At 72.0% G+C, this 23,890-nt stretch carries 24 protein-coding genes and 2 tRNA genes; 14 read left to right on the forward strand and 12 right to left on the reverse strand.

Features of this window, described 5'->3' with window-relative positions:
* Positions 1-148: 148 nt before the first annotated feature.
* From paaA to ACW69E_RS02005, 5 genes are read left to right on the forward strand one after another with little or no spacing between them, the layout of a single operon-like run.
* The gene (gene paaA / locus ACW69E_RS01985; RefSeq protein WP_279950442.1) at positions 149-1,135 is read left to right on the forward strand and encodes a 1,2-phenylacetyl-CoA epoxidase subunit PaaA; all 987 of its coding nucleotides are present in this window, start codon (positions 149-151) and stop codon (positions 1,133-1,135) included.
* On the forward strand, positions 1,132-1,419 hold the full coding sequence (gene paaB / locus ACW69E_RS01990; RefSeq protein ID WP_093851005.1) for a 1,2-phenylacetyl-CoA epoxidase subunit PaaB: 288 nt from the start codon (positions 1,132-1,134) through the stop codon (positions 1,417-1,419). Before paaA ends, paaB begins: the two co-directional genes overlap by 4 nt.
* Entirely contained in the window at positions 1,416-2,138 is a 723-nt protein-coding gene (paaC, locus tag ACW69E_RS01995; RefSeq protein WP_457496426.1) for a 1,2-phenylacetyl-CoA epoxidase subunit PaaC, read from the forward strand. Before paaB ends, paaC begins: the two co-directional genes overlap by 4 nt.
* Positions 2,132-2,650, forward strand: coding sequence for a 1,2-phenylacetyl-CoA epoxidase subunit PaaD (paaD, locus tag ACW69E_RS02000; RefSeq protein ID WP_457496427.1), 519 nt, complete (start codon positions 2,132-2,134; stop codon positions 2,648-2,650). Before paaC ends, paaD begins: the two co-directional genes overlap by 7 nt.
* A complete protein-coding gene (locus ACW69E_RS02005) occupies positions 2,647-3,714 on the forward strand; it encodes a 2Fe-2S iron-sulfur cluster-binding protein (RefSeq protein ID WP_457496428.1) in 1,068 nt (355 codons plus the stop codon). The genes paaD and ACW69E_RS02005 overlap by 4 nt, the downstream gene beginning before the upstream one ends.
* 211 nt (positions 3,715-3,925) lie before the next feature.
* Here ACW69E_RS02005 and ACW69E_RS02010 read toward each other — a convergent pair whose 3' ends face one another.
* The 4 genes from ACW69E_RS02010 to ACW69E_RS02025 form a co-directional block, all read right to left on the reverse strand.
* Positions 3,926-4,267, reverse strand: coding sequence for a rhodanese-like domain-containing protein (locus ACW69E_RS02010; RefSeq protein WP_457496429.1), 342 nt, complete (start codon positions 4,265-4,267; stop codon positions 3,926-3,928).
* 160 nt (positions 4,268-4,427) lie between these two features.
* On the reverse strand, positions 4,428-5,348 hold the full coding sequence (locus tag ACW69E_RS02015; protein ID WP_457496430.1) for a hypothetical protein: 921 nt from the start codon (positions 5,346-5,348) through the stop codon (positions 4,428-4,430).
* Between the two features lie 238 nt (positions 5,349-5,586).
* Entirely contained in the window at positions 5,587-7,011 is a 1,425-nt protein-coding gene (locus ACW69E_RS02020; protein ID WP_457496431.1) for a DUF2252 domain-containing protein, read from the reverse strand.
* Between the two features lie 236 nt (positions 7,012-7,247).
* A tRNA-Leu gene (locus ACW69E_RS02025) sits at positions 7,248-7,331 on the reverse strand.
* A gap of 324 nt (positions 7,332-7,655) precedes the next feature.
* On the opposite strand from ACW69E_RS02025, the gene ACW69E_RS02030 reads away from it, so the two are divergent.
* The 6 genes from ACW69E_RS02030 to pknB all read left to right on the forward strand — a co-directional run bounded on the left by ACW69E_RS02030 (position 7,656) and on the right by pknB (position 15,658).
* Complete coding sequence (locus ACW69E_RS02030; RefSeq protein ID WP_457496432.1) at positions 7,656-8,489, forward strand: FhaA domain-containing protein; 834 nt, start codon at positions 7,656-7,658, stop codon at positions 8,487-8,489.
* 10 nt (positions 8,490-8,499) lie between these two features.
* Positions 8,500-9,000, forward strand: a complete 501-nt coding sequence (locus ACW69E_RS02035) for an FHA domain-containing protein FhaB/FipA (protein ID WP_093851012.1) — start codon at positions 8,500-8,502, stop codon at positions 8,998-9,000.
* Between the two features lie 25 nt (positions 9,001-9,025).
* Positions 9,026-10,630 (forward strand): Stp1/IreP family PP2C-type Ser/Thr phosphatase, encoded by a 1,605-nt coding sequence (locus ACW69E_RS02040; protein WP_457496433.1) that lies wholly within the window; start codon positions 9,026-9,028, stop codon positions 10,628-10,630.
* Positions 10,631-10,643: 13 nt separating this feature from the next.
* Positions 10,644-12,056: an FtsW/RodA/SpoVE family cell cycle protein gene (locus ACW69E_RS02045; RefSeq protein WP_457496434.1), complete on the forward strand. Its 1,413-nt coding sequence runs from the start codon at positions 10,644-10,646 to the stop codon at positions 12,054-12,056.
* Entirely contained in the window at positions 12,053-13,510 is a 1,458-nt protein-coding gene (locus tag ACW69E_RS02050) for a peptidoglycan D,D-transpeptidase FtsI family protein (RefSeq protein ID WP_457496435.1), read from the forward strand. Before ACW69E_RS02045 ends, ACW69E_RS02050 begins: the two co-directional genes overlap by 4 nt.
* Before the next feature lie 138 nt (positions 13,511-13,648).
* Positions 13,649-15,658: a Stk1 family PASTA domain-containing Ser/Thr kinase gene (gene pknB, locus ACW69E_RS02055; protein ID WP_457496436.1), complete on the forward strand. Its 2,010-nt coding sequence runs from the start codon at positions 13,649-13,651 to the stop codon at positions 15,656-15,658.
* A gap of 230 nt (positions 15,659-15,888) precedes the next feature.
* Here the strand turns inward: pknB and ACW69E_RS02060 are convergent, their stop codons facing one another.
* From ACW69E_RS02060 to ACW69E_RS02080, 5 genes are all read right to left on the reverse strand, one after another.
* The gene (locus tag ACW69E_RS02060; RefSeq protein ID WP_457496437.1) at positions 15,889-16,629 is read right to left on the reverse strand and encodes a class E sortase; all 741 of its coding nucleotides are present in this window, start codon (positions 16,627-16,629) and stop codon (positions 15,889-15,891) included.
* A gap of 42 nt (positions 16,630-16,671) precedes the next feature.
* Entirely contained in the window at positions 16,672-17,889 is a 1,218-nt protein-coding gene (locus ACW69E_RS02065; RefSeq protein ID WP_457496438.1) for a class E sortase, read from the reverse strand.
* Positions 17,886-18,515, reverse strand: coding sequence for an aminodeoxychorismate/anthranilate synthase component II (locus tag ACW69E_RS02070; RefSeq protein WP_457496439.1), 630 nt, complete (start codon positions 18,513-18,515; stop codon positions 17,886-17,888). Before ACW69E_RS02070 ends, ACW69E_RS02065 begins: the two co-directional genes overlap by 4 nt.
* On the reverse strand, positions 18,512-18,697 hold the full coding sequence (locus ACW69E_RS02075) for a hypothetical protein (protein WP_206347339.1): 186 nt from the start codon (positions 18,695-18,697) through the stop codon (positions 18,512-18,514). The genes ACW69E_RS02070 and ACW69E_RS02075 overlap by 4 nt, the downstream gene beginning before the upstream one ends.
* Before the next feature lie 135 nt (positions 18,698-18,832).
* Positions 18,833-19,570, reverse strand: coding sequence for a DUF881 domain-containing protein (locus ACW69E_RS02080; RefSeq protein ID WP_457496440.1), 738 nt, complete (start codon positions 19,568-19,570; stop codon positions 18,833-18,835).
* Between the two features lie 165 nt (positions 19,571-19,735).
* Between ACW69E_RS02080 and crgA the strand changes: the two genes are divergently transcribed.
* Entirely contained in the window at positions 19,736-19,993 is a 258-nt protein-coding gene (gene crgA, locus ACW69E_RS02085; RefSeq protein WP_237881424.1) for a cell division protein CrgA, read from the forward strand.
* A 358-nt stretch (positions 19,994-20,351) separates the two neighbouring features.
* On the opposite strand, the gene ACW69E_RS02090 is transcribed toward crgA, so the two are convergent.
* Together ACW69E_RS02090 and ACW69E_RS02095 are read right to left on the reverse strand one after the other, a co-directional pair.
* Complete coding sequence (locus ACW69E_RS02090; RefSeq protein WP_457496441.1) at positions 20,352-21,242, reverse strand: rhomboid family intramembrane serine protease; 891 nt, start codon at positions 21,240-21,242, stop codon at positions 20,352-20,354.
* A 219-nt stretch (positions 21,243-21,461) separates the two neighbouring features.
* Positions 21,462-21,989, reverse strand: a complete 528-nt coding sequence (locus ACW69E_RS02095; RefSeq protein WP_457496442.1) for a peptidylprolyl isomerase — start codon at positions 21,987-21,989, stop codon at positions 21,462-21,464.
* Between the two features lie 315 nt (positions 21,990-22,304).
* Here ACW69E_RS02095 and ACW69E_RS02100 point away from each other — a divergent pair, with 315 nt between their 5' ends.
* Positions 22,305-22,961: a DUF5324 family protein gene (locus ACW69E_RS02100; RefSeq protein WP_457496443.1), complete on the forward strand. Its 657-nt coding sequence runs from the start codon at positions 22,305-22,307 to the stop codon at positions 22,959-22,961.
* 144 nt (positions 22,962-23,105) lie between these two features.
* On the opposite strand, the gene ACW69E_RS02105 is transcribed toward ACW69E_RS02100, so the two are convergent.
* Positions 23,106-23,178: transfer RNA gene (locus tag ACW69E_RS02105), tRNA-Ala, on the reverse strand.
* Positions 23,179-23,308: 130 nt separating this feature from the next.
* On the opposite strand from ACW69E_RS02105, the gene ACW69E_RS02110 reads away from it, so the two are divergent.
* Positions 23,309-23,860 (forward strand): helix-turn-helix domain-containing protein, encoded by a 552-nt coding sequence (locus ACW69E_RS02110; RefSeq protein WP_206347342.1) that lies wholly within the window; start codon positions 23,309-23,311, stop codon positions 23,858-23,860.
* The last annotated feature ends 30 nt before the right edge of the window (positions 23,861-23,890 follow it).

Here is a 23,890-nt window from a genome sequence, read left to right on the forward strand (position 1 = left end):
CGACGACGGTCGCGCTCCCCCGCGGCCGCCCCGGTCCGCGGCGGCCCTACGAGGTTATCCACAGCCTTGACACCTTGGGGCCCGGACGACCACCATTGAACCGAACGATCGGTCGGTTGGTTCCTCGCCAGGAGCAAGGGAGCTCTGCATGACGACGCTGCTGCCGGAGACGGACCGGGGCGGAGGGCCCGGGGCGCATCAGGAGGCGTTCGACGCGGCGATCGCGGCGGACGAGCGGATCGAGCCGCGCGACTGGATGCCCGACGCCTACCGCGCCACGCTGGTGCGCCAGATCGCCCAGCACGCCCACTCCGAGATCATCGGCATGCAGCCGGAGGCCAACTGGATCACGCGCGCGCCCTCGCTGCGCCGCAAGGCGATCCTGATGGCCAAGGTGCAGGACGAGGCGGGGCACGGGCTGTACCTCTACAGCGCCGCCGAGACGCTCGGCGCCAGTCGCGACGAGCTGCTGGACAAGCTGCACTCCGGGCGCCAGAAGTACTCCTCGATCTTCAACTACCCCACCCTGACCTGGGCCGACGTCGGCGCGATCGGCTGGCTGGTGGACGGCGCGGCCATCACCAACCAGGTGCCGCTGTGCCGCTGCTCCTACGGGCCCTACGCGCGGGCCATGGTCCGCGTCTGCAAGGAGGAGTCCTTCCACCAGCGCCAGGGGTACGAGCTGCTGCTCGCGCTGAGCCGGGGCACCGAGGCCCAGCACGCCATGGCGCAGGACGCCGTGGACCGCTGGTGGTGGCCGTCGCTGATGATGTTCGGGCCGCCCGACGACGCCTCGAAGCACTCGGCCCAGTCGATGGCCTGGAAGATCAAGCGGCACTCCAACGACGAGCTGCGCCAGCGCTTCGTGGACATCTGCGTTCCCCAGGCCGAGTCCCTCGGCCTGACCCTGCCCGACCCCGAGCTGCGGTGGAACGAGGAGCGCGGGCACTACGACTTCGGGCCGATCGACTGGTCCGAGTTCCACGAGGTGCTGCGCGGCAACGGCCCCTGCAACGAGCAGCGGCTGGACCGCCGCCGCCGCGCCCATGAGGAGGGCGCCTGGGTGCGCGAGGCCGCCGCGGCGTACGCCCGCAAGCACGGCGGGCAGGACGGCGACGGAAGGACGGCGGCATGACCACCAGCGAATGGCCACTGTGGGAGGTCTTCGTCCGCAGCAGGCGCGGCCTGTCCCACACCCACGCCGGCAGCCTGCACGCGCCCGATGCCGAGATGGCCCTGCGCAACGCGCGGGACCTGTACACCCGGCGGTCGGAGGGCGTCTCGATCTGGGTGGTGCCGTCGTCCGCGGTCACCGCCTCCTCGCCCGACGAGAAGGACCCGTTCTTCGAGCCCGCCGCCGACAAGCCCTACCGCCACCCCACCTTCTACGAGGTCCCGGAAGGGGTGCGGCACCTGTGAGCGCTCCCCGTACGGCCGTACTGGCCCTCGGCGACGACGCACTGGTCCTCTCCCACCGGCTGGGGGAGTGGGCCGGGAACGCCCCCGTCCTGGAGGAGGAGGTCGCCCTCGCCAACATCGCGCTGGATCTCCTCGGCCAGGCCCGCACCCTGCTGACGATGGCCGGGGACGAGGACGAGCTGGCGTACCTCCGCGAGGAGCGGGCCTTCACCAATGTGCAGCTCGTCGAGCAGCCGAACGGCGACTTCGCCCACACCATCGCCCGCCAGCTGTACTTCTCCGCCTACCAGGAGCTGCTGTACGAGCGGCTGGCCGGCGGCGGCACCGAGGACGCCGAGCTCGCCGCGCTGGCCGCCAAGGCGGTCAAGGAGGTCACCTACCACCGAGACCACGCCGAGCACTGGACACTGCGCCTGGGCGACGGCACCGAGACGAGCCGCAAGCGCATGAAGGACGCGCTGGACGGGCTGTGGCGCTACACCGGCGAGCTGTTCCGGCCCGTCGAGGGCCTGGACGTCGACTGGGCCGGCCTGGACGAGGAGTGGTCACGCCGCATCACCGCCGTGCTGGAGCGCGCGACCCTCACCGTCCCCGAAGGGCCGCGGAGCAGCCCCTGGGCCGCCGGTGCCGGACGGCAGGGCGTCCACACCGAGCCGTTCGGCCGGATGCTCGCCGAGATGCAGCATCTGCACCGCAGCCACCCGGGAGCGTCGTGGTGACGCCCCCGGTGGAGGCGACGGCGCTGGAGACGGAGCTGCGCGAGATCGCCGGCTCCGTCCCGGACCCGGAGCTGCCGGTGGTGTCCCTGGCCGAGCTGGGAGTGCTGCGCGGTCTGCACCTGGTCGGTCCCGGCCGGGTGGAGGTCGAGCTGACCCCCACCTACACCGGCTGCCCGGCGGTGGAGGCGATGTCCGCCGACGTGGAGCGGGCGCTGCGCGAGCACGGCGTGGCGGAGGTGACGGTCCGTACGGTCCTCTCCCCGCCCTGGACGACGGACGCGATCACCGCCGAGGGCCGCCGCAAGCTGGCCGAGTTCGGGATAGCCCCGCCCCGTCCCGGTGCGGGTGCCTCCGGCGGTGGGCCGGTCACGGTGGACCTGGCCATCCGCTGCCCCCACTGCGGATCGACCGACACCACCCTGCTCAGCCGCTTCTCCTCCACCGCCTGCAAGGCGCTGCGCCGCTGTGCCTCCTGCCGGGAGCCGTTCGACCACTTCAAGGAGCTGCTATGAGGTTCCATCCGCTCCGGGTCCGCGAGGTCGAGCGGCTCACGGACGACTCGGTGGCCGTGGCGTTCGAGGTGCCGCCCGAGCTGCACGACACCTTCCGCCACGTTCCGGGCCAGCACGTCACCCTGCGGCGCGAGGTGGACGGCACGGAGGTGCGCCGCACCTACTCCGTCTGCTCCCCCGCCGTCCCCGCGCCCGCCGAGCCGGTGCTCCGGGTCGGCATCCGGCTGGTGGAGGGCGGCGCGTTCTCCGCCCACGCCGTCAAGGAGCTGTCCGCCGGGGACACGGTCGACGTGATGCCTCCGACGGGCCGCTTCACCCTGCGCCCCCGTCCCGGCCGCTTCGCGGCGGTCGTCGGCGGCAGCGGCATCACACCGGTGCTGTCCATCGCCGCCACGCTGCTGGCCGAGGAGCCGGACGCCCGGTTCTGTCTGCTCCGCACCGACCGCACCGCGGCGTCGGCGATGTTCCTGGAGGAGGTCGCCGAGCTGAAGGACCGCCACCCGGACCGCTTCCACCTGGTGCACACGCTCTCCCGCGAGGAACGCCAGGCCGGCCTGCCCACCGGGCGTCTCGACGCCGAGCGCCTCGCCGACCTGCTGCCCGCCCTGCTGCCGGTGCCCGACGTGGACGGCTGGTTCCTGTGCGGGCCGCACGGACTGGTCCGGGAGGCGGAACGCGCGCTGACCACGCTCGGGGTGCCCACCGCCGCGGTCCACCAGGAGATCTTCCATGTGGACGACGCCTCCCCGGCCGCGGAGCGGCGGACGGCCGCCCGTACCGCGCCCGGCGGCTCGAAGCTCACCGCCACGCTCGACGGCCGGATGGGCGTCTGGCCCGCCGCCGAGGGCGAGACGCTGCTGGAGACGGTGCTGCGCAACCGCTCCGACGCGCCCTACGCCTGCAAGGGCGGGGTGTGCGGCACCTGCCGTGTGCGGCTGGTGTCCGGCGAGGTGAGCATGGACCGCAACTTCGCCCTGGAGCCGGAGGAGGTCTCGGCGGGATACGTACTGGCCTGCCAGTCGCGGCCGGTCACCGGGGCCGTCGAGGTGGACTTCGACGCCTGAGGGCTCCAAAGCCTTTCAGGCGGTACAGACCGCGGCCCCTCACAACCGGCCCTTTGGACAACCGGCTTTCGCACAGCCGGTGGGCCCGGCGCGCTTTGGCCCCGCGCCGGGCCCCTTTCCCTCGCATCACTCGCAGCTCATGACATGTGTCACACGGCACACGGCGTCCGCCTCGGCAGCGCGCCCCGCGAACAGCGCGCTTCCGCATGCCTCACGCCACGTGGGCGGGCCCCTGCCCGTCGTTCACCAGCGGCTTCCCGGCGGCCTCCCAGGCCAGCATGCCGCCGTCGACGTTCACCGCGTCGATCCCCTGCCCCAGCAGATACCGCGTGACCTGCGCCGACCGGCCACCGACCCGGCAGACCACGTACACCCGCCGGTCCGCGGCCTTCTCGGTCACCTCGCCGAACCGCTCCACGAACTCGCTCATCGGCACGTGCACGGCCTCCTCCGCGTGCCCGGCCGCCCACTCGTCGTCCTCCCGGACGTCCAGCAGAAGGCCCTCCGACGGCACCGCCGTGGCCTCCACCGAAGGAATCCGGCCGTACTGCATCAGGTCACGCCCCTCTCACCCGGCCCCGGCCCTCCGGCGCCGTCCCATACATCCCGCATATTCCGCACATGTCACACACTCCGGCCGAGCGCCCCGGCCTGCAACCGGCCGGACGCCGGCCGAGCACCTGCCGAGCGCCTGCCGAGCGCCTGCCGGGAACCTAACCCGTCGGCCCCGGCTGCTCCGCCCGGCCCATCCGACCGGTCAGCTCGGCCAGACGCGCCTCCTTCTCGGCGATCCGCTCGTGCAGCCGCCCGGCGATCTCCTCCAGCAGGCCGTCCGGATCGTCGGGCGCCAGCCTGAGCATGGAGCCGATCGCGCCCTCCTCCAGCTCCGCCGCGGCCGCGGCCAGCATCTCCTTACGCCGCGCCAGCCACTCCAGGCGCGCGTACAGCTCCTCGCCGCGGGCGACCGCCCGCTCCTCCCCGGTCCGCGGCCCGGCGGCCCACTCCTCGGCCAGCGCGGCGAGAGCCTCCTCGTCGCCGTCGGAGTACGCCTTGTTCGCCCGGGTCATGAACTCCTCGCGCCGCCCGCGCTCCGCCTCGTCCTGCACCAGGTCCGGATGCGCGGAGCGCACCAGCTCCCGGTACAGGCGCCTGGCCCGCTCGCTGGGCCGCACCCGCTCCGGGGGCCGCACCCGCTGCCCGGTGAGCATCGCGACGGCCTCCGGCGGCAGCCCGGCGGAGTCCATCCAGCCCTGGTACAGCTCCTCCACGGCCGGCATCGGCAGGAAGGAGGCGCGTGCCTCGCGCGCTCTGCGCACATCCTCAGGATCACCGGTGCACGCGGCCACCGCCTCGGCGATCAGGACGTCCAGTTCCTCGATCCGGCCGTACAGCGGGCCGAGCCGCTGCTCGTGCAGCCGGGAGAAGTTCTCCACCTCGACCCGGAAGGTCTCCACGGCGATCTCGTACTCGATCAGCGCCGTCTCGGCCGCGCGCACGGCCCGCTCCAGACGCTCGACGGCCTCCCCGCCGGCGCTCGGGGCGGCCTCCGGCGTGTCCTGCGGCTCGTGCGGCTCGTACGGCTCGTGCGGCTCGTGCCCGGCCTGCCGGGCTTCCTGCTGGGCTTCCGGATCCACGGGCTTCCTCGCGACGGCGTTCCACTGCGCCCCGGCCCTGACCGGCCTCTGACCGGGCCCTGACCGGGATTCGCGCCGCGGCCACCGGGAGGGTCCCCCGGCCGGACGGCGGCGTCACCCGGCCAGCCTACGGCTCCCCCGGCCCGGGCCTCATCCCCCGCCCTCGCGCCCCGCCCTCACAACCCGCCTGCGCTCCCGTCTCCGCGCAAGCTCTCAGGCCCGGCCTCATCCCCCGCCCTCACACCTCCCGCTCGGCCGGCAGCCGCCCGGCGCGCACCGCGGCCGCCAGCTCCGCGTGGTCCCTCTCGGTACGGTCGGCGTAGACGACCGCGAAGGCGGCCACCGCCTCGTCCAGCTCCTCCGACTTGCCGCAGTACCCCGCCAGCAGCCGCGGATCGGCGCTGTGGGAGTGCGCACGGGCCAGCAGGGCCCCGGTCATCCGCGCGTAGTCGTCGATCTCGCCGGCACCCAGCGCCGCCGGGTCCACGCTGCCCTTGCGGTTGCGGAACTGCCTCACCTGGTAAGGCCGCCCCCGCACCGTCGTCCAGCCCAGCAGCGTGTCGGAGACCACCTGCATGCGCCGCTGGCCCAGCACCACCCGGCACCCCTCGTGCACCGGCCCCGATTCCGCCCCCGACCCCGGCTCCGGCCCGGCGATACCCGCCAGGGCCGTGTACGGCCGCAGTACCGACGGCCGCGCCTCCTTCACCTGGAGCACCAGCGGCTTGCCCCGGTGGTCCAGGAGCAGCACCACGTACGAGCGCGTGCCCACGCTCCCGGTGCCCACGACCCGGAACGCCACGTCGTGGATCGCGTACCGCGCCAGCAGCGGCAGCCGGTCCTCGGGCAGCGTCCCCAGGTACTCCTCCAGTGAGGCGGCCACCGCCGCCGCCTCCTCGTCGGAGGCCCTGCGCAGCACCGGCGGGGCGTCCACGAAGACCCGGCCGCCGTCACCGGTCTCCCGGGTGGACTTGGCTGCGAAGCGCGCGCTGGTGTTGCGCCGGGCCTTCTCCGAGACCCGCCGGAGGGTGCCCAGCAGATCGTGGGCCTCGGCATGCGAGACGAGCTCCTCGTCGGCGACGGCGTTCCAGGCGTCGGCCGCCGGCATCCTCGCCAGCAGGCGCAGGGTGTGCCGGTAGGCGCTGGCCGCGTCGCGGGCCGCCGTCCGGCACACGTCCTCGTCCGCCCCCGCCTCCCGCCCGGCCAGCACCAGGGAGGCGGCCAGCCGCTTGAGGTCCCACTCCCAGGGGCCGCGCACGGTCTCGTCGAAGTCGTTCAGATCGATGGTCAGGCCGCCGCGGGCGTCGCCGTAGACGCCGAAGTTCGCGGCGTGCGCGTCACCGCAGATCTGCGCGCCGACGCCGGTGGCGGGCGTGCCGTGCGCCAGGTCGTACGCCATCAGCCCGGCGGAGCCGCGCAGAAACGCGAAGGGAGAGGCGACCATCCGGCCGACCCGGATCGGCACCAGCTCCCCGATCCGGCCCCGGTTGGACTCCTCCACGGCCGTCACCGCGTCCGGCCGCCCCGGCGCCTGGAGGAACCCGGCGTGCGCCCGCCTGGGCACCGCCTCCCGCAGCGCCCTGCCCTCCCGTTTCGGCGCCCGCAGGCTCCCGCGGTCCGCGAAACCCGGCACATACGGCAGCCGCTCGTCCACGGCCCCCACCCCCTGCTACTTACCAGCGGGCGGCGGCGGGCCGGCAACGGCCGGGGCCGACCCGCGCCGACCGCGACGATCAGCGGACTCGAAGGTACCCCTCCACCCGCTGCCGGGCAGCCCCCGAAGCGGACGGAGGTCCGGACACCCGCGGCGCCCGGACCGCTTCCGGAACCGCGACCGGACCCGAAAACGAAGCGAGCCCCTCACGGTGACTTCCGTCACTGTGAGAGGCTCGCTCTCTGTGCGCGAGGGGGGAGTTGAACCCCCACGCCCTTTCGGGCACTGGAACCTGAATCCAGCGCGTCTGCCTATTCCGCCACCCGCGCATGGGTGTTGCCGCTTTGATTCTCCCACACTCCCCGGACTGCTCTCGTCCGGTCCGGTGGGATCGCCTGGCGACACACAGAACATTAGCACGCTGTCCGGGGTGGTCTCACACCCGTATCGACCGACCACGGTTTGGGACACTGGACCCGTGCCACCTCTACGATCCGTGTGAGGGTTGACACCCGCGCGCCGGGTCGCCGGTGGGGAACCAGCCGTTCACCCCGCGCGTGGATACGATCAGTAAGCAGTATCGGAAGGCAACGCGTCGTGCGCGACCGCGACCGGCGCACTAGAGCCGTGGGCATCGGGGAAGGAGGTGCACCGTGGGAGTTCTGAAGCGCTTCGAGCAGCGTCTCGAGGGTCTCGTCAACGGCACCTTCGCCAAGGTGTTCAAATCCGAGGTGCAGCCCGTCGAGATCGCGGGCGCCCTCCAGCGCGAGTGCGACAACAACGCCACCATCTGGAACCGGGAGCGGACGGTCGTCCCCAACGACTTCGTCGTCCAGCTCAGCGCCCCGGACTTCGAGCGCCTCAGCCCCTACTCCGGGCAGCTCGGCGACGAGCTGGCCGGCATGGTGCGCGAGTACGCCAAGCAGCAGCGCTACACGTTCATGGGCTCGGTCAAGGTGGGCCTGGAGCGGGCCGACGACCTCGACACCGGCCTGTACCGGGTGCGCAGCCGAACCCTCGCCTCCAGCTCCTCCCAGCACCAGTCCCCGCAAGGCGCACCGCCTCCCGCACACGCCCCCGGAGCCCTTGGAGCCCCCGGAGCCCCGGGCGGCTACGGGTACCCGCCGCAGCGCCCGGCCGGGCCGCCGCCCATGCCGGCCGGCCCGCCCCCCGGGCACGCGCCCGGCGCTCCGGTGCCGCCCGCCCGGACCCGCCGCTGGATCGAGATCAACGGCACCCGCCACCAGATCTCCCGCCCCACCATGGTGCTGGGCCGCTCCACCGAGACCGACGTGCGGATCGACGATCCCGGCGTCTCGCGGCGCCACTGCGAGATCAGGGCCGGAAATCCGGCGACGATCCAGGATCTGGGCTCCACCAACGGCATCGTGGTGGACGGACAGCACACCACGCGCGCTACGCTCCGCGACGGCTCACGCATCGTCGTGGGCAGCACCACGATCATTTACCGGCAAGCCGAAGGGTGAAGCGGGGGCAATGTCAGAGCTGACCCTGACGGTCATGCGGTTGGGTTTTCTCGCCGTACTGTGGCTGTTCGTCATCGTGACCGTGCAGGTCATCAGGAGCGACCTCTTCGGCACCCGCGTGACCCAGCGCACGGCCCGCCGCGCCGAGGCCCAGCGCCCTCCCCAGCCGCGCCAGGCCCCGCAGCAGGCGGCCCGCGGCGGGCGGCAGCGCCGCGGCGCCCCGACCAAGCTGGTGGTGACCGAGGGGTCGCTCACCGGCACCACCGTGGCCCTCCAGGGCCAGACCATCACGCTCGGCCGGGCCCACGACTCGACGATCGTGCTGGACGACGACTACGCCTCCAGCCGCCACGCCAGGATCTACCCGGACCGCGACGGCCAGTGGATCGTCGAGGACCTGGGCTCCACCAACGGCACGTACCTGGACCGGACCCGGCTCACCACACCGACACCGATCCCGCCCGGTGCGCCGATCCGCATCGGCAAGACGGTCATCGAGCTGCGGAAGTAGTGAACGCGACCATGACGACCGGAGGGTGGGCACCGTGCGGATGTACCCGGAGCCGACGGGCGAGGTGCGCATGAGTCTGTCACTGCGCTTCGCCGCCGGATCGCACAGAGGCATGATCCGCGAGGGCAACGAGGACTCCGGCTACGCCGGTCCCCGGCTGCTCGCGATCGCCGACGGGATGGGCGGCCAGGCCGCCGGCGAGGTCGCCAGCTCGGAGGTGATCTCGATCCTCGTGCAGCTGGACGACGACGTCCCCGGCTCCGACCTGCTCACCTCGCTGGGCACGGCGGTGCAGCGCGCCAACGAGCAGCTGCGCGTCATGGTCGAGGAGGACCCGCAGCTGGAGGGCATGGGCACCACGCTCACCGCCCTGCTGTGGACGGGCCGTCGGCTCGGTCTGGTGCACGTCGGCGACTCCCGCGCGTACCTGCTGCGCGACGGCCGGCTCACCCAGATCACCCAGGACCACACCTGGGTCCAGCGCCTGGTGGACGAGGGCCGGATCACCGAGGAGGAGGCCACCACCCACCCGCAGCGCTCCCTGCTGATGCGCGCGCTGGGCAGCGGCGACCACGTGGAGCCGGACCTGTCCATCCGCGAGGTGCGGGCCGGGGACCGCTATCTGCTGTGCTCCGACGGCCTGTCCGGCGTCGTCAGCCACCAGACGATGGAGGAGACCCTCGCCGCCCACCAGGAGCCGCACGAGACCGTGCAGGAGCTGATCCAGCTCGCCCTGCGCGGCGGCGGCCCCGACAACATCACCTGCATCGTCGCGGACGTCCTGGACGTCGGCGACGACACCCTCGCCGGCCGGCTCAACGACACCCCGGTCATCGTCGGCGCCGTCGCCGAGAACCAGCAGCAGCTCGGCGACCCCGGCGCCCTCCGGACACCGGCGGCCCGCGCCGCCGAGCTCGGCCGCGGCGGGGTGCCCCAGCAGCAGTCGCCCGAGGGACCGCAGGGGAGCTTCGGCCCGCCCGGCAGCGGTGGCGCCACCCCGCCCGCCGGGGCGTTCGGCGCCCACGCCGAGGGCGACTTCGCCAAGCCGCGCAAGCGGTTCAGGTGGCTGAAGCGGATCTTCCTCGCCCTGCTCGTCCTCGGCCTGCTCGGCGGCGGCCTCTACGGCGCCCACAGATGGACCCAGACCCAGTTCTACGTCGGGGCCGACGGCGACCGCGTCGCGATCTACCGCGGCATCAGCCAGAAGCTGGCCTGGATCCGGCTCAGCGAGGTCGAGCGGAGTTCGTCGGTCGAACTCAAGTACCTTCCGACCTACCAGCGCAACGAGGTCGAGGCCGGAATCTCCATGGACAGCCTCGCCCAGGCCGAGAGCCAGCTGGAGAAGCTGGCGGAGCAGGCCGAGGTCTGCGAGATCGTCGCCGCCCAGCGCAAGGCCAAGGAGCGCGCGGAGGCGGAGGCCGGGAAGGCCGACAAGAACGGCTCCGCCCGCGAGGGCGCGGGGACCGGCGAGCGCTCCGAGCCGTCCGCCTCCCCCGACCCGGCCACGTCCTCTCCCGATTCCCTCAACTCCGCCGCCACCGCCAGCCTCAAGAGCCCGACCGCTCCCACCCCCGGCCCCACCCTTCCGGAGGAGCAGCAGAGGCTCGCCAAGCAGTGCACCACGTCATAGGGGGCCGCACGCCATGAGCACCAGTCAAGCCACCGGGACCACCGGCAGCAACACGACGATCTCCCCCGGAGGCCTGCCCAGCCGCCGCAACACCGAGCTGGCGATGCTCGTCTTCGCCGTGCTGATCCCGGTGTTCGCCTACGCCAACGTGGGCCTGGCCATCAACGGCGAGATGCCCGCGGGCATGCTCGGCTACGGCCTCGGCCTCGGTCTGATGGCCGGCGTGGCCCATCTGGTGGTGCGCAGGTTCGCGCCGTACGCCGACCCGCTGATGCTGCCGATCGCCACGCTCCTCAACGGGCTGGGGCTGGTGCTGATCTGGCGGCTCGACCAGTCGGAGAGACTCGCCCTGCGCGGGGACGGGATCGCCGCGCCCAACCAGCTGATGTGGTCCGCGCTGGGGATAGCGCTCTTCCTGGCGGTGCTGGTCTTCCTCAAGGACCACCGCATCCTGCAGCGCTACACCTACATCTCCATGGTCGTCGCGCTGATCCTGCTGATCCTGCCGATGTTCTTCCCGGCGGTCTACGGCGCGAAGATCTGGATCACCATCGGCGGGATGTCCATCCAGCCCGGCGAGTTCGCCAAGATCATCATCGCGGTCTTCTTCGCGGGTTACCTGATGGTCAAGCGGGACGCCCTGGCGCTGGCCAGCCGCCGCTTCCTGGGCCTGTACCTGCCGCGCGGCCGCGACCTGGGCCCGATCCTGGTGATCTGGGCCCTGAGCGTGCTCATCCTGGTCTTCGAGACCGACCTGGGCACCTCGCTGCTCTTCTTCGGCCTCTTCGTGGTGATGCTCTACGTGGCCACCGAGCGCACCAGCTGGATCCTCTTCGGCCTCACCCTGGCCGTCGTCGGCGCCGTGGCCGTGGCCAGCTTCGAGTCCCATGTGCAGAGCCGTGTCGAGGACTGGCTCGACCCGTTCCACACCGTCCGCGAGACCGGCCAGGTAAACCAGCCCGCGGCCGCCATGTGGGCCTTCGGCTCGGGAGGGATGCTCGGTGCCGGTCTGGGGCAGGGCCACTCGGACCTGATCGGCTTCGCCGCCAAGAGCGACTACATCTTCGCCACCGTCGGCGAGGAGCTGGGGCTGACCGGCGTCATGGCGATACTGCTGCTGTACGGCCTGCTGGTCGAGCGCGGCATCCGCACCGCCCTGGCCGCCCGCGACCCGTTCGGCAAGCTGCTGGCCGTCGGGCTGTCCGCGGCTTTCGCCATCCAGGTCTTCGTGGTGGCCGGCGGTGTGATGGCCCTGATCCCGCTGACCGGTATGACCATGCCCTTCATGGCGCAGGGCGGCTCGTCCGTCATCTCCAACTGGGCGCTGGTGGCGATCCTGTTGAAGATCAGTGACACCGCCCGGCGTCCCGCGCCCGCACCCGCGCCCTCACCCGATGCCGAGATGACCCAGGTGGTCCGATCGTGAACAAGCCCCTGCGCCGTGTCGCCATCTTCTGCGGCCTTCTCATGATCGCCCTGATGATCCGGGGGAACTGGATCCAGTTCGCCCAGGGTGACGAGCTGAGGAACGACCCGAAGAACCGCCGTGTCGCCATCGAGCGGTACGCCCAGCCACGCGGCAACATCATCGTCGACGGCAAGGCCATCACCGGCTCGAAGGCGACCGAGGGCACCGACTTCAAGTACAAGCGGACGTACAAGAACGGCGAGATCTGGGCCCCGGTGACCGGCTACGCCTCCCAGGCCTTCGGGGCCACCCAGCTCGAGTCCATCTACGACGGCATCCTCACCGGCGACGACGACCGGCTGTTCTTCAACCAGACCATCGACATGCTCACCGGCGAGGACCAGAAGGGCGGCAACGTCGTCACGACGCTGGACGCGAAGGTCCAGAAGGCCGGCTTCGAGGAGATGGGCGACAAGAAGGGCGCGGCCGTCGCGATCAACCCCGAGACGGGCGCGATCCTGGGCCTGGTCAGCACCCCTTCCTACGACCCGTCCTCCTTCGCGGGGAACTCCTCCAAGGACGCGGAGAAGTGGAACGGCCTGCTGAAGGACGAGGACGAGCCGATGCTCAACCGGGCGCTGCGCCAGACCTACCCGCCCGGCTCGACGTTCAAGGTCGTCACCGCCGCCGCGGCGCTGGAGAGCGGCATGTACGACATCGACGAGAAGACCGACACCCCGGACCCGTACCGGCTGCCGCAGAGCACCACCGACCTGGGCAACGACGGCGACCACCCCTGTGAGGACGCCTCGCTGCGGGTGGCCATGCAGTGGTCGTGCAACACCGTCTTCGCCAAGATCAGCGACGAGCTCGGCAACGAGAAGATGATCGAGTACTCCGAGCGGTTCGGCTTCAACCAGGAGTACTTCGTCCCGGTCCGCGCCGCCGAGTCCGTCTACCCCGAGGACAACCGGCCGCAGAACGCCATGGCCGGCATCGGCCAGGCGTCCAACCGCGCCACCCCGCTCCAGATGGCCATGGTCGCCGCCGCCGTCGCCAACGACGGCAAGATGATGGAGCCGTACATGATGGACCAGCTCATCGCGCCGAACCTCAACGTCGTCGAGGAGCACAAGCCCCGGGAGATGGGCGAGGTCGCCTCGGCGGAGAACGCCCAGAAGCTCCAGCAGATGATGGAGACGGTCGTCGAGAAGGGCACGGGAACCCCCGCGCAGATCGACGGCGTCACAGTGGGCGGCAAGACCGGTACCGCTCAGCACGGCGAGAACAACGAGAAGAACCCGTACGCGTGGTTCATCTCGTACGCCAAGACCTCCGACGGCTCGACCCCGATCGCCGTCGCGGTCGTCGTCGAGAGCGCCGACGTCCTCCGCGACGACATCGCGGGCAGCAAGCTGGCCGCCCCGGTGGCCAGGGCCATGATGGAGGCGGCTCTCGACGGCAAGAGGTGACCGGGAGGCACCGGTCACGCCGACGGTCGCATCAGCGGTGGCATCCCGGCCCGCCACACGGTCCGGGTACCGTATGCCGAGCAGCACCGCCGGACCGCGCAGGGAGACGGTCAGGACGCACGGAGAGGGCTGGAGACTATGGAAGAGCCGCGTCGCCTCGGCGGCCGGTACGAGCTGGGCTCGGTGCTCGGCCGGGGTGGTATGGCCGAGGTGTACCTCGCCCATGACACCCGCCTGGGGCGCACCGTCGCGGTGAAGACCCTCCGGGTGGACCTCGCGCGCGACCCCACGTTCCAGGCCCGCTTCCGCCGTGAGGCCCAGTCCGCCGCCTCGCTCAACCACCCGGCGATCGTCGCCGTCTACGACACCGGCGAGGACTACGTCGACGGGATCTCCATCCCGTACATCGTCATGGAGTACGTGGACGGCTCGACCCTGCGCGAGCTGCTGCACTCCGGGCGCAAGCTGCTGCCCGAGCGCTCCCTGGAGATGTGCGTCGGCATCCTCCAGGCGCTGGAGTACTCGCACCGCAACGGCATCGTCCACCGCGACATCAAGCCCGCCAACGTCATGCTGACGCGCACCGGGCAGGTCAAGGTGATGGACTTCGGCATCGCCCGCGCCATGGGCGACTCCGGCATGACCATGACCCAGACCGCCGCCGTCATCGGCACCGCCCAGTACCTCTCCCCGGAGCAGGCCAAGGGCGAGACGGTCGACGCCCGCTCCGACCTGTACTCCACCGGCTGCCTGCTGTACGAGCTGCTGACGGTGCGGCCGCCGTTCGTCGGGGACTCCCCCGTCGCGGTGGCCTACCAGCATGTGCGCGAGGAACCGCAGGCGCCCAGCTCCTTCGATCCCGAGATCAGGCCCGAGATGGACGCCATCGTCCTCAAGGCGCTGATGAAGGACCCGGACTACCGCTACCAGTCCGCCGACGAGATGCGCGCCGACATCGAGGCGGCCCTCGATGGCCAGCCGGTCGGCGCCGCGGCGGCCATGGGCGCGGCCGGCTACGGCGCGGGCGGCGGCTACCACCCCGACGACCAGCCCACCACCGCCCTGCGCGCCGCGGCCCCGGCGTCCGCCCAGACCTCGATGCTGCCGCCGATGCGCGAGGACGACGGCGGCTACGGCTACGACGAGCGGCCCGACCGGCGGCGCGGCGGCGGGGGGCGGAACCGGCTCTCCACGGTCCTGCTGGTCCTCGGCGGCATCCTGGTGCTGGTCGGCGCGGTGTTCATCGGCAAGGTGATCTTCAGTCCCACCGACAACAACCCGAAGGTGCCGAACATGATCGGGGACACCTTCGAGGAGGCCGAGCAGAAGGCGGTCAACTCCAGACTCGAGGTCGCCAAGGGCGCCGGCGAGTTCTGCGAGGAGGAGAAGGACACCGTCTGCAGGACCGACCCGGCGGCCGGCACCGAGGTCGAGGAGGGTGAGACGATCACCCTGATCATGTCCAAGGGCCCCAGCGAGGTCGAGGTCCCCGACGTCGTCGGCGAGACGGCGGACGACGCCGAGCGGGAGCTGAAGGAGGCGGGCTTCGAGGTCAAGCGCGAGACCGAGGTCTCGGAGCAGCCGGCCGGCACCGTCACCGAGCAGGACCCGGGCAGCGGCGAGAGCGCCAAACCGGGCACCACCGTCACCATCACGGTGGCCACGGAGGACCCGCGGCCGACCCTGCCGCCCGTCGTCGGACAGGACTACGAGGCGGCCAGGAAGCAGCTCCAGGACGCGGGCTTCACCAACATCTCGCGCGCCGAGCAGGAGAACGAGGAGCAGCCTCCGAACACGGTCCTCAAGCAGGACCCCCCGGGGAACCAGAAGGTCGAGGCGGACACCCCCATCACCCTGATCGTGGCCAAGGCACCCGCCGAGGAGCAGGTGGCCGTCCCCGCCATCGCCGCCGGCACGCCGCTCAAGGACGCCCGCAAGACGCTCCAGGACGCCGGCTTCAACGTCAACGTGTCGGGTCCGGGCGACGACAACGCCGTCGTCCTCACCACCGACCCGCCCGCCGGCACCCAGCTGAAGAAGGGCGAGACGGTCACCGTGCGCACCTTCGGCGGCGGAGACGGCGGGAACGGCAGGCCGGGCGGCGGAGGCGGAGGCTTCATCGAGGGGATGACCGGCGGGGACGACTGATCCCGCGGGGCGCCCACGAGGCCCGTACGCACGCGGTGCACAGCCGAGGGCCCCGACCGGAAGCGACCGGTCGGGGCCCTCGGGCCTTCCGTCCCCGTCCCCGGCGGGCGGGTCCGGGGTGCCGCGGGCGGTACGCGCGGCGGCCGGATCCCGCCGCTCAACCGCCGCTCGGCGCGTACCGGTCGGTACCGGTCGGTACCGGTCGGCCCCTGCCGGTCAGCGCGCACCGCTCAGCGCAGCTCCTTCGGCGGGGTGCGCTCCTCGTCCACCCTCTCGGTGCGCACCAGCTCGCCCCAGACGATGTAGCGGTAGTCGGAGGTGAGGATGGGGGTGCAGGTCGTCAGGGTGATGTACCGGCCGGACTTCTTCTTCCCGGACTCCTCGGGGATGTCCGCCAGTACGCCGACGTTGTACTTGGAGGTCTTGGGGAGCGTCTCGTAGACCTTGTAGACGTACCAGGTGTCCTCGGTCTCCACCACGATCGGGTCGCCCTTGGCGATCTTGTGGATGTCGTGGAACTTGGCGCCGTGGCCGTCGCGGTGCGCGGCCAGCGAGAAGTTCCCCTCGCCCTCCCACGGCGGCGCGGCCTCCACGGGCTCGGTGTAGTAGCCGGCGACGCCCTTGTTCAGCTCCTCGGTGTCGGTGCCCTTCTTGATCAGCACCTCGCCGCCCATGGACGGCACATGGAGGAAGCCGACGCCGTCCCCGCCCTCGTACTCCTTCTTCTCCTCGCCGCCCGGCCCGTCCTTCGCCCAGCTCTCGCGCACCTCGTTGCCGTCGCGCTCGGCCTCGCGGTTGGCGAGCACGTTCGTCCACCACAGCGAGTAGGCGACGAAGAGGCCCAGCACCACACCGGCGGTGATCAGCAGTTCACCCAGCAGGCTGACGACGGCGGCGAGCCGCGGGCGCCGGCGGCGGGGTGCGGGGGGCGGTTCCGCCCGCGAACCGTTGTCCTGGTCGATCACTGCCACCCGACGCACCGCCCGTTCCCCTCCGCAGTTCCTGTGCGCAGGTTATCGGACGAGAGCGTCCGGCTTCCCCTCACTGCGCGGACGCTCCTCGGCCAGCTTCCCCCAGACGATCATCCGGTACTTCGAGGTGAACTCGGGCGTGCAGGTGGTCAGGGTGATGTACCGCCCCGGCTCGGTGAACCCCGATCCCTCGGGGACGGGGTCGATGACACCGACGTTCGAGGGCAGGGTGGAGTCGAGACGGTTGGCCATCTCGTAGACGTAGTAGGTGTCCTTGGTCTCCACCACGATCGGGTCGCCCGGGTCGAGCTTGTTGACGTAGCGGAACGGCTCGCCGTGGGTGTTGCGGTGCCCGGCCACCGCGAAGTTGCCCTCCTCGTCCCAGGGCATCGCCGTCTTCAGAGGCTCCTCGGCGTAGTGGCCGACCATGCCGCGGTCGAGGACGCCGTCCTCGTCCACCCCCTCGGCGACGGGCACCTTCACGTCCAGCTTGGGGATGTGCATGATCGCGAACCCCTCGCCCGCGGAGAAGGCACCGGGGTCGCGGCTGTCCTCGTCCCCCTTCTCGCCCCAGCGCTGCTCCAGCTTCTTCGCCTCGTCGCCCGCCTGGTGGTTGGCGATCACGTTCGTCCACCACAGCTGGTAGGAGACGAACAGCAGCATCACCACGCCGAGGGTGATGAACAGCTCTCCGAGGACCCGGCTGGCGACCACCATCGGGCTCTCCCGGCTCGCCCGTGCCGCGCGGCGGCGGGCGGCACGGCCGCCGGGCCGGGGCGCGCCGGTCTCCGGGGCGGACTCGTCTCCGGGCCCGGAGGCGGGGGACTCCTCGTGCGGCGCCGGGGACGGGGCCGCCACCCGGCGCAGCGCCATCGTCTCGTCCGCCGGGAGATGCGCCTGCCGCAGCGCCACCGTCTCGTCGTCGAGGGCCGGGGCCGGCCCGGGTACGGGAGCCGGCCCGGGGGCGGCCGACCGGTAAGCCTCCGGGTGCGGGCCCGCGCCGGGCGCGTACGGTCCGGCGTGGGGCGCGTACGCCTGCGTCCGCCCCTCCCCCCGCACCGGCTCCTGCCCCGGCAGCGGATCGTTCAGCGGATCGGCGAGCCGCCCCACCGCGGCCTCGAAGGCCTGCTGTTCGACCTGCTCGGCATAGGCGTCGGCATAGGCGTCGGGGTGGGTGTAGGCGTCGGCGGGCGGGCCGGCCCGGTGGCGCCCGGCGAGCGGGTCAGCCCCGTGGGTGCCCTCCGGACGCAGGGCCGTCACGCCCCGACCACGGGGGTCAACCCCCGCGAGCGCTCCACGGCGCCGGTGTCACCGCACTCCGCGAGCCAGTTGGCGAGCATCAGATGGCCCCACTCGGTGAGCACCGACTCGGGGTGGAACTGCACGCCTTCAACGGGTAGTTCGCGGTGACGCAGCCCCATGACCACGCCCGTCTCCGTCCACGCGGTGACCTCCAGCTCCGCCGGGACGGTGGCGGGCTCGACGGCGAGCGAGTGGTACCGGGTGGCGGTGAAGGGGGAGGGCAGCCCGGCGAAGACACCGCCGTCGCCATGGCTGACCAGCGACGTCTTGCCGTGCAGCAGCTCCGGCGCCCGGTCCACCACACCGCCGTAGGCCACGGCCATGGACTGCATGCCCAGGCAGACACCGAAGACCGGCACACCGCTCGCGGCGCAGTGCCGGACCATCTCGACGCAGACCCCGGCCTCCTCGGGCGTGCCCGGCCCGGGGGAGAGCAGCACGCCGTCGAAGGAGTCCCGCGCGTGCTCGGGGCGGACCTCGTCGTTGCGGAGCACCTCGCACTCGGCGCCGAGCTGGTAGAGGTACTGGACGAGGTTGAAGACGAAGCTGTCGTAGTTGTCGACGACCAGGATGCGCGCGCTCATCGTCCCTGCCCCGATCCGGCCCGGCCCTCGTCGACCGTCACGTCGCTGAACGGGAGCAGGGGCTCCGCCCAGGGGAAGACGTACTGGAAGAGAACGTAGACAACCGCCAGGGCCAGCACGAGCGAGAGCAGCGCCCGTACGAGCGTGTTGCCCGGCAGATGCCGCCAGATCCAGCCGTACATGCCGTGTAGCCGTCCCTTCTGTTACTCGCGCAACCAGAGTACGGGTACGCGGGCCCGGCGGGAGGCACAAGTCCCGCAATGCGTCACAGGCCACCCGCGGTCCGGCCGCCGCCGACCGCCCAGCCCACCGGCCTCCTAGCCCACCGGCGTGCTCCGGGTCAGGTCGACCGAGCCCGAGTAGCCGGGGAGGGTCACCTCGCCGTGCTCGTCGACCGACCAGCCCAGACCGTAGGCGTCGACGTACTCCCGGTAGTTGCGGACGGCGGGGGCTGCGTCCAGCGCCTCGCGCATCCGGCCGGGGTCGCCGACGGCGGTGATGGTGTACGGCGGGGAGTACAGGCGGCCCTGGAGGATCAGGGTGTTGCCCACGCAGCGCACCGCGCTGGTGGAGATCAGCCGCTGGTCCATGACCTTCATGCCCTCGGCCCCGCCCGCCCACAGCGCGTTGACCACGGCCTGGAGGTCCTGCTGGTGGACGACGAGGTCGTTGGGCTGGGGCTCGGGGATGCCGGGCATGCGGGCGGTGGCGTCGGGCGGGGCGTCGTCGAGGGTGACGGTGAGGCCGGATCCGGAGAGCTTCTTCGTCCCCGCGGTCCGCTCCAGCTCCTCGAAGACGCGTTTCTCGCTCTCCGTGCCGCCGCTGTCGCGCCGGGCGAGGGCGTCGACCTCCCGGCGCAGGGCTCCCACGGACTCGTTCAGCGCCTCGTTGCCGTCGCTGCGGGCCTCGATGAGGTCGGACAGCCGCAGCATCGAGTCGTCGGTGCGCAGGTCGGTGCCCTGGGCGGTGTTGAAACTGACCCAGAAGAGGAAGCCGGCGAGGGCGAAGACGCCCGCCGTGGCGAGCCGGACGGGCCGGAAGCGGGAATTGGTCACCTTACCCTTGTCTCCCTCCGGCACGCGGAAGTACTACGCTAGCGGAATCAGGAATCGTCCCCTCCCCGGCCCCCTCCGGATCCCGAACCGGGCTCCGGCCGCCGGGGAAGGGCCATCACGGACAGGCCCGCGCGGTCACGCAGCGCATCGACAGGAGAGTCCCTCGTGCCGAAGTCACGGATCCGCAAGAAGGACGAGTTCACGCCGCCGCCGGCGAAGAAGGCCGCGAACATCAGCCTCACCACGGGGCGGAGCTGGGTCGCGCCGCTGATGCTGGCGCTGTTCCTGATCGGACTCGCATGGATCGTCGTCTTCTATGTGACGACGGGTGATCTGCCGGTCCAGTCGCTCGGCAACTGGAACATCGTGGTGGGCTTCGGCTTCATCGCGGCGGGGTTCGTCGTCTCCACACAGTGGAAGTAGCCGTCTCCACACCCCCCCCCGCCGCATCCCGCCACGACCCGCCGCACCCGGCCGCGACCGGGCCGGATCCACTCCGGGGCAGCGTTATCCACAGGTCTTCCACAGCCCTGGGAAAACTTCAGAAGATCTGTGGATAACTTCTTCAGCCTGTCTGTCGTTATGACCGGTGACCCTCGGTAGACGAGTGGGTCCGACCCTCGTCACCCTGGGGAAACGCGCATGCGCGCGGCCGCCGGGCTCCCGCACCGACGGCCGCCCACACCGTGCACAAGATCGGTCACCTGCTGTGGATAACCTCTGGCCACAGCTTCGTGCGCAGCAGGCGGCTCGTCGACGGCCGCCGGTCGGTGGCCGCCGGTCAGCGGCCGAGCAGTTCCACCGTGCGGATCACGCAGACGACCGCGATCGCCAGCAGCACCGCGGCCATCGTCCCGTACTGCACCAGCGCGCGCCGGGCGCGCGGGGCGTACACCATCGCGTAGGCGATGACCGCCCCCACCGCCAGGCCGCCGATGTGCGCCTCCCAGGCGATGTTCGGAAGCCTGAAGGTGATGAACAGGTTGATCGCCAGCAGCACCAGGATGGGACGCATGTCGTACCGCATCCGCCGCACCAGCACGGCGGTGGCGCCGAACAGCCCGTAGATCGCGCCCGAGGCGCCCAGCGACTCCTGGTTCTGCGCGGCCAGCAGATACGTCAGCGCGCTGCCGCCCAGCGCGGACAGCAGATACAGCGCCAGGAAGCGCCAGCGGCCCAGCGCCGCCTCCAGCTGCGGCCCGAGCCACCACAGCGCCAGCATGTTGAAGCCGATGTGCCAGATCTCCTGGTGCAGGAAGGCGGAGGTCAGCATGCGGTGCCACTCGCCGTCCGCGACCCCGGCCCAGTCGGCCGCCGCCGGATCGTAGGCGTAGCCCAGCATCGTCAGCGCGCCGAGCAGTGAGCGGTCGTCGGCCGCGAGCACGGCGAAGAACACCGCCACGTTGATCCCCAGCAGCACCTTGGTGACCAGGCGCTGGTCGGCGGCGACGGTGCCGCCCGCCAGGGTGCGCGGCCGGGCGTCGCCCCCGGTGCGGCCCGCACCGGAACCGCCGCGCACGCACTCGGGGCACTGGTAGCCGACCGAGGCCGGGATCATGCACTCGGGGCAGATCGGCCGGTCGCAGCGGGCGCAGGAGATGCCGGTCTCCCGGTCCGGGTGCCGGTAGCAGCGCGGCATCGCCGACCGCCCACCGTCCTGCTGCTCCTCCATGGCCACCTCAACGCCCCCTCACGACGGACACGGCACACCCCGCCCACGGCGGTGGCATACCCACGGAGACGGAGAACACCGCCCCCTCCGTCCTACGGACGAAGAAGGCGGCGGGTTCCCGTCGGACGGCCCGGCCGCGCGGCGCGCACGGGGCCGGGCTCCCGGCGGCCGGGCTCCGGTCGGCACTTCCCGGCGCCGACCGGCACTTCCCGGCGCTTCTCAGCGCTTCTCGACGACCACCGACTCGATCACGACGTCCTGCAGCGGACGGTCGGTGCGCTGGTTGGTCGGGGCGGCCGCGATGGCGTCGACGACCCGCTGCCCCGCCTCGTCGGCGACCTCGCCGAAGATGGTGTGCTTGCCGGTCAGCCAGGCCGTCGGGGCGACGGTGATGAAGAACTGCGACCCGTTGGTGCCCGGGCCGGCGTTGGCCATCGCCAGCAGGTACGGCTTGTTGAAGGCCAGGTCCGGGTGGAACTCGTCACCGAACTCGTAGCCCGGGCCGCCGGTGCCGTTGCCCAGCGGGTCGCCGCCCTGGATCATGAAGCCGCTGATCACCCGGTGGAAGACCGTGCCGTCGTACAGCCGGTCCGTGGACTTCTTCCCGGTGGCCGGGTGGGTCCACTCGCGCTTGCCCTCGGCGAGTTCGACGAAGTTCCTGACCGTCTTCGGCGCATGGTCCGGGAAGAGCCGGATGGTGATGTCGCCCTGGTTGGTCCTCAGGGTGGCGTAGAGCTGCTCGGCCACGGTCTACCTTCCGTCTGCACTTTCGGAACCCCCCGATCCTCGCACAGCCGGACCCCCGGCGCCGTTCGGCGGGGGTCCGGCCGGACGGGTCGCGGAAACCCGTGAACCGCGTGGACCACGTGGGCCGCGGAAGCCGGGGGAAGGCGCGGGCGGAAGCGGGACGAGAAGGGCACGGGCGCGTCAAACGGAACGAACACCGGAAATACGCCATAGCCCGTATGCCCGTTGAGACATGCCTCGACACCGTTGTGAAGGCATGATCTCCACCATGGGTGGAAGGCGGAAGACACACGCCACCGACGAGGAGGAGATCCCGTGACCCGCATGGACAGCGTGCGCAGCGCGACCGACAACGCGAGGGAGACCGTGCGGCACGCCGCGGAAGCGGTGGCGCCGAAGGTGGCCCTCGCGGCCGGACAGGCCCGGTCCACGGTGCGCGGACAGTACGCCGCCCGTGTCGCGCCGCGGCTGGAGCAAGCCCGCGAGACCCTGCCCCCCGCGGTCGACCAGGCCGCCGCCCGGGCCGCCCACCGCACCCGCGAGGCGGCGCGTACGGCGAGCGAGTACGCGACCCCACGCGTCGAGGCCGCCCGCGCCGCGGCGGGCCCGGTACGGGAGGCGGCGGTGGCCCGCTCCACCGCGGCCGTCGCCGCGCTGCGCGGCGAGCTGACCGCCCAGGACATCCGCAAGCTCGCACGGCGCAAGGCCCGCCGGGCGCGCAGGGGCCGGGCGTTCAAGCGGCTGATGGTGGTCGGTGTCGTCGCCGGCGGTGTGGCGGCCGTCTGGAAGTGGTGGGAGAGGCAGTCCAGCCCCGACTGGCTGGTCGAGCCCCCGGCCGCCACCGAGGTCGGCGAGGACGCGGCCGTCATGGAGGGCACCGGATCCGCCGGGCCGAAGGCCGGGGCGACCGCCGCACAGACCGACACCCAGGGCACCCCCTCGGAGGCCGCCCCGTCGGACGAGGAGCGCTGACGGCGCCGGCGGCCGCCATCCCTCCGGCGGGCGGCCCGTCGCGCACCTCGCGTAAGCCGCGGGGGACCTCACGAAGCGGCACGGCACGCAGCAGGCCCGGTGCCGCGGAATCCGTGGATTCCGCGGCACCGGGCCTGTGTGGTGTGGAGCTTAGGGGAGTCGAACCCCTGACATCTGCCATGCAAAGACAGCGCTCTACCAACTGAGCTAAAGCCCCGCCATGGAACAGAGTACCCAATGCCCCGGGTTGGTTCCGACCGGGTATCGCTCCGCGTGCGCCGCCTCCGTAGGATGCTCCGGAAGTTCGCTCCAGCGAAGCGGACCCGGGGAGATCAGGGGAGAGAGCGATGGACGCAGCACAGCAGGAGGCGACCGCCCGGGCGAGGGAACTGCAGAGCCAGTGGTACGGCGAACCGCTGGGCACCCTCTTCCGCCGGCTCATCGACGACCTCGGTCTCAACCAGGCACGGCTGGCCACGGTGCTCGGCCTCTCGGCCCCCATGCTCTCCCAGCTGATGAGCGGCCAGCGGGCGAAGATCGGCAACCCCGCCGTCGTCCAGCGGGTCCAGGCGCTGCAGGAACTGGCCGCCGAGGTCAGCAAGGGCACCGTCACCGCGGCCGAGGCCACCCAGCGCATGGACGAGATCCGCCGCACCGCCGGCGGCAACGTGCTGACCTCCTCCACCCATGTCACCCCCTCCGGCGGCCAGGCCACCACCGTCAAGCGCGTCGTACGCGAGATCCAGGCGCTGCTGCGCTCGGTCGCGGACGCGGCCGACATCATCGATGCCTCCGACTCCCTCGCCGAAAGCCACCCGGAGCTGGCAGAGTTCCTGAGGGTGTACGGCGCGGGCAAGACCGCCGACGCGGTCCGGCACTACGAGGCGCACCAGGCCTGAGAACGGCGGCGGCGGCCGGCGGGACGGGCA

This window comes from Streptomyces sp. SS8 (genome assembly GCF_054072955.1).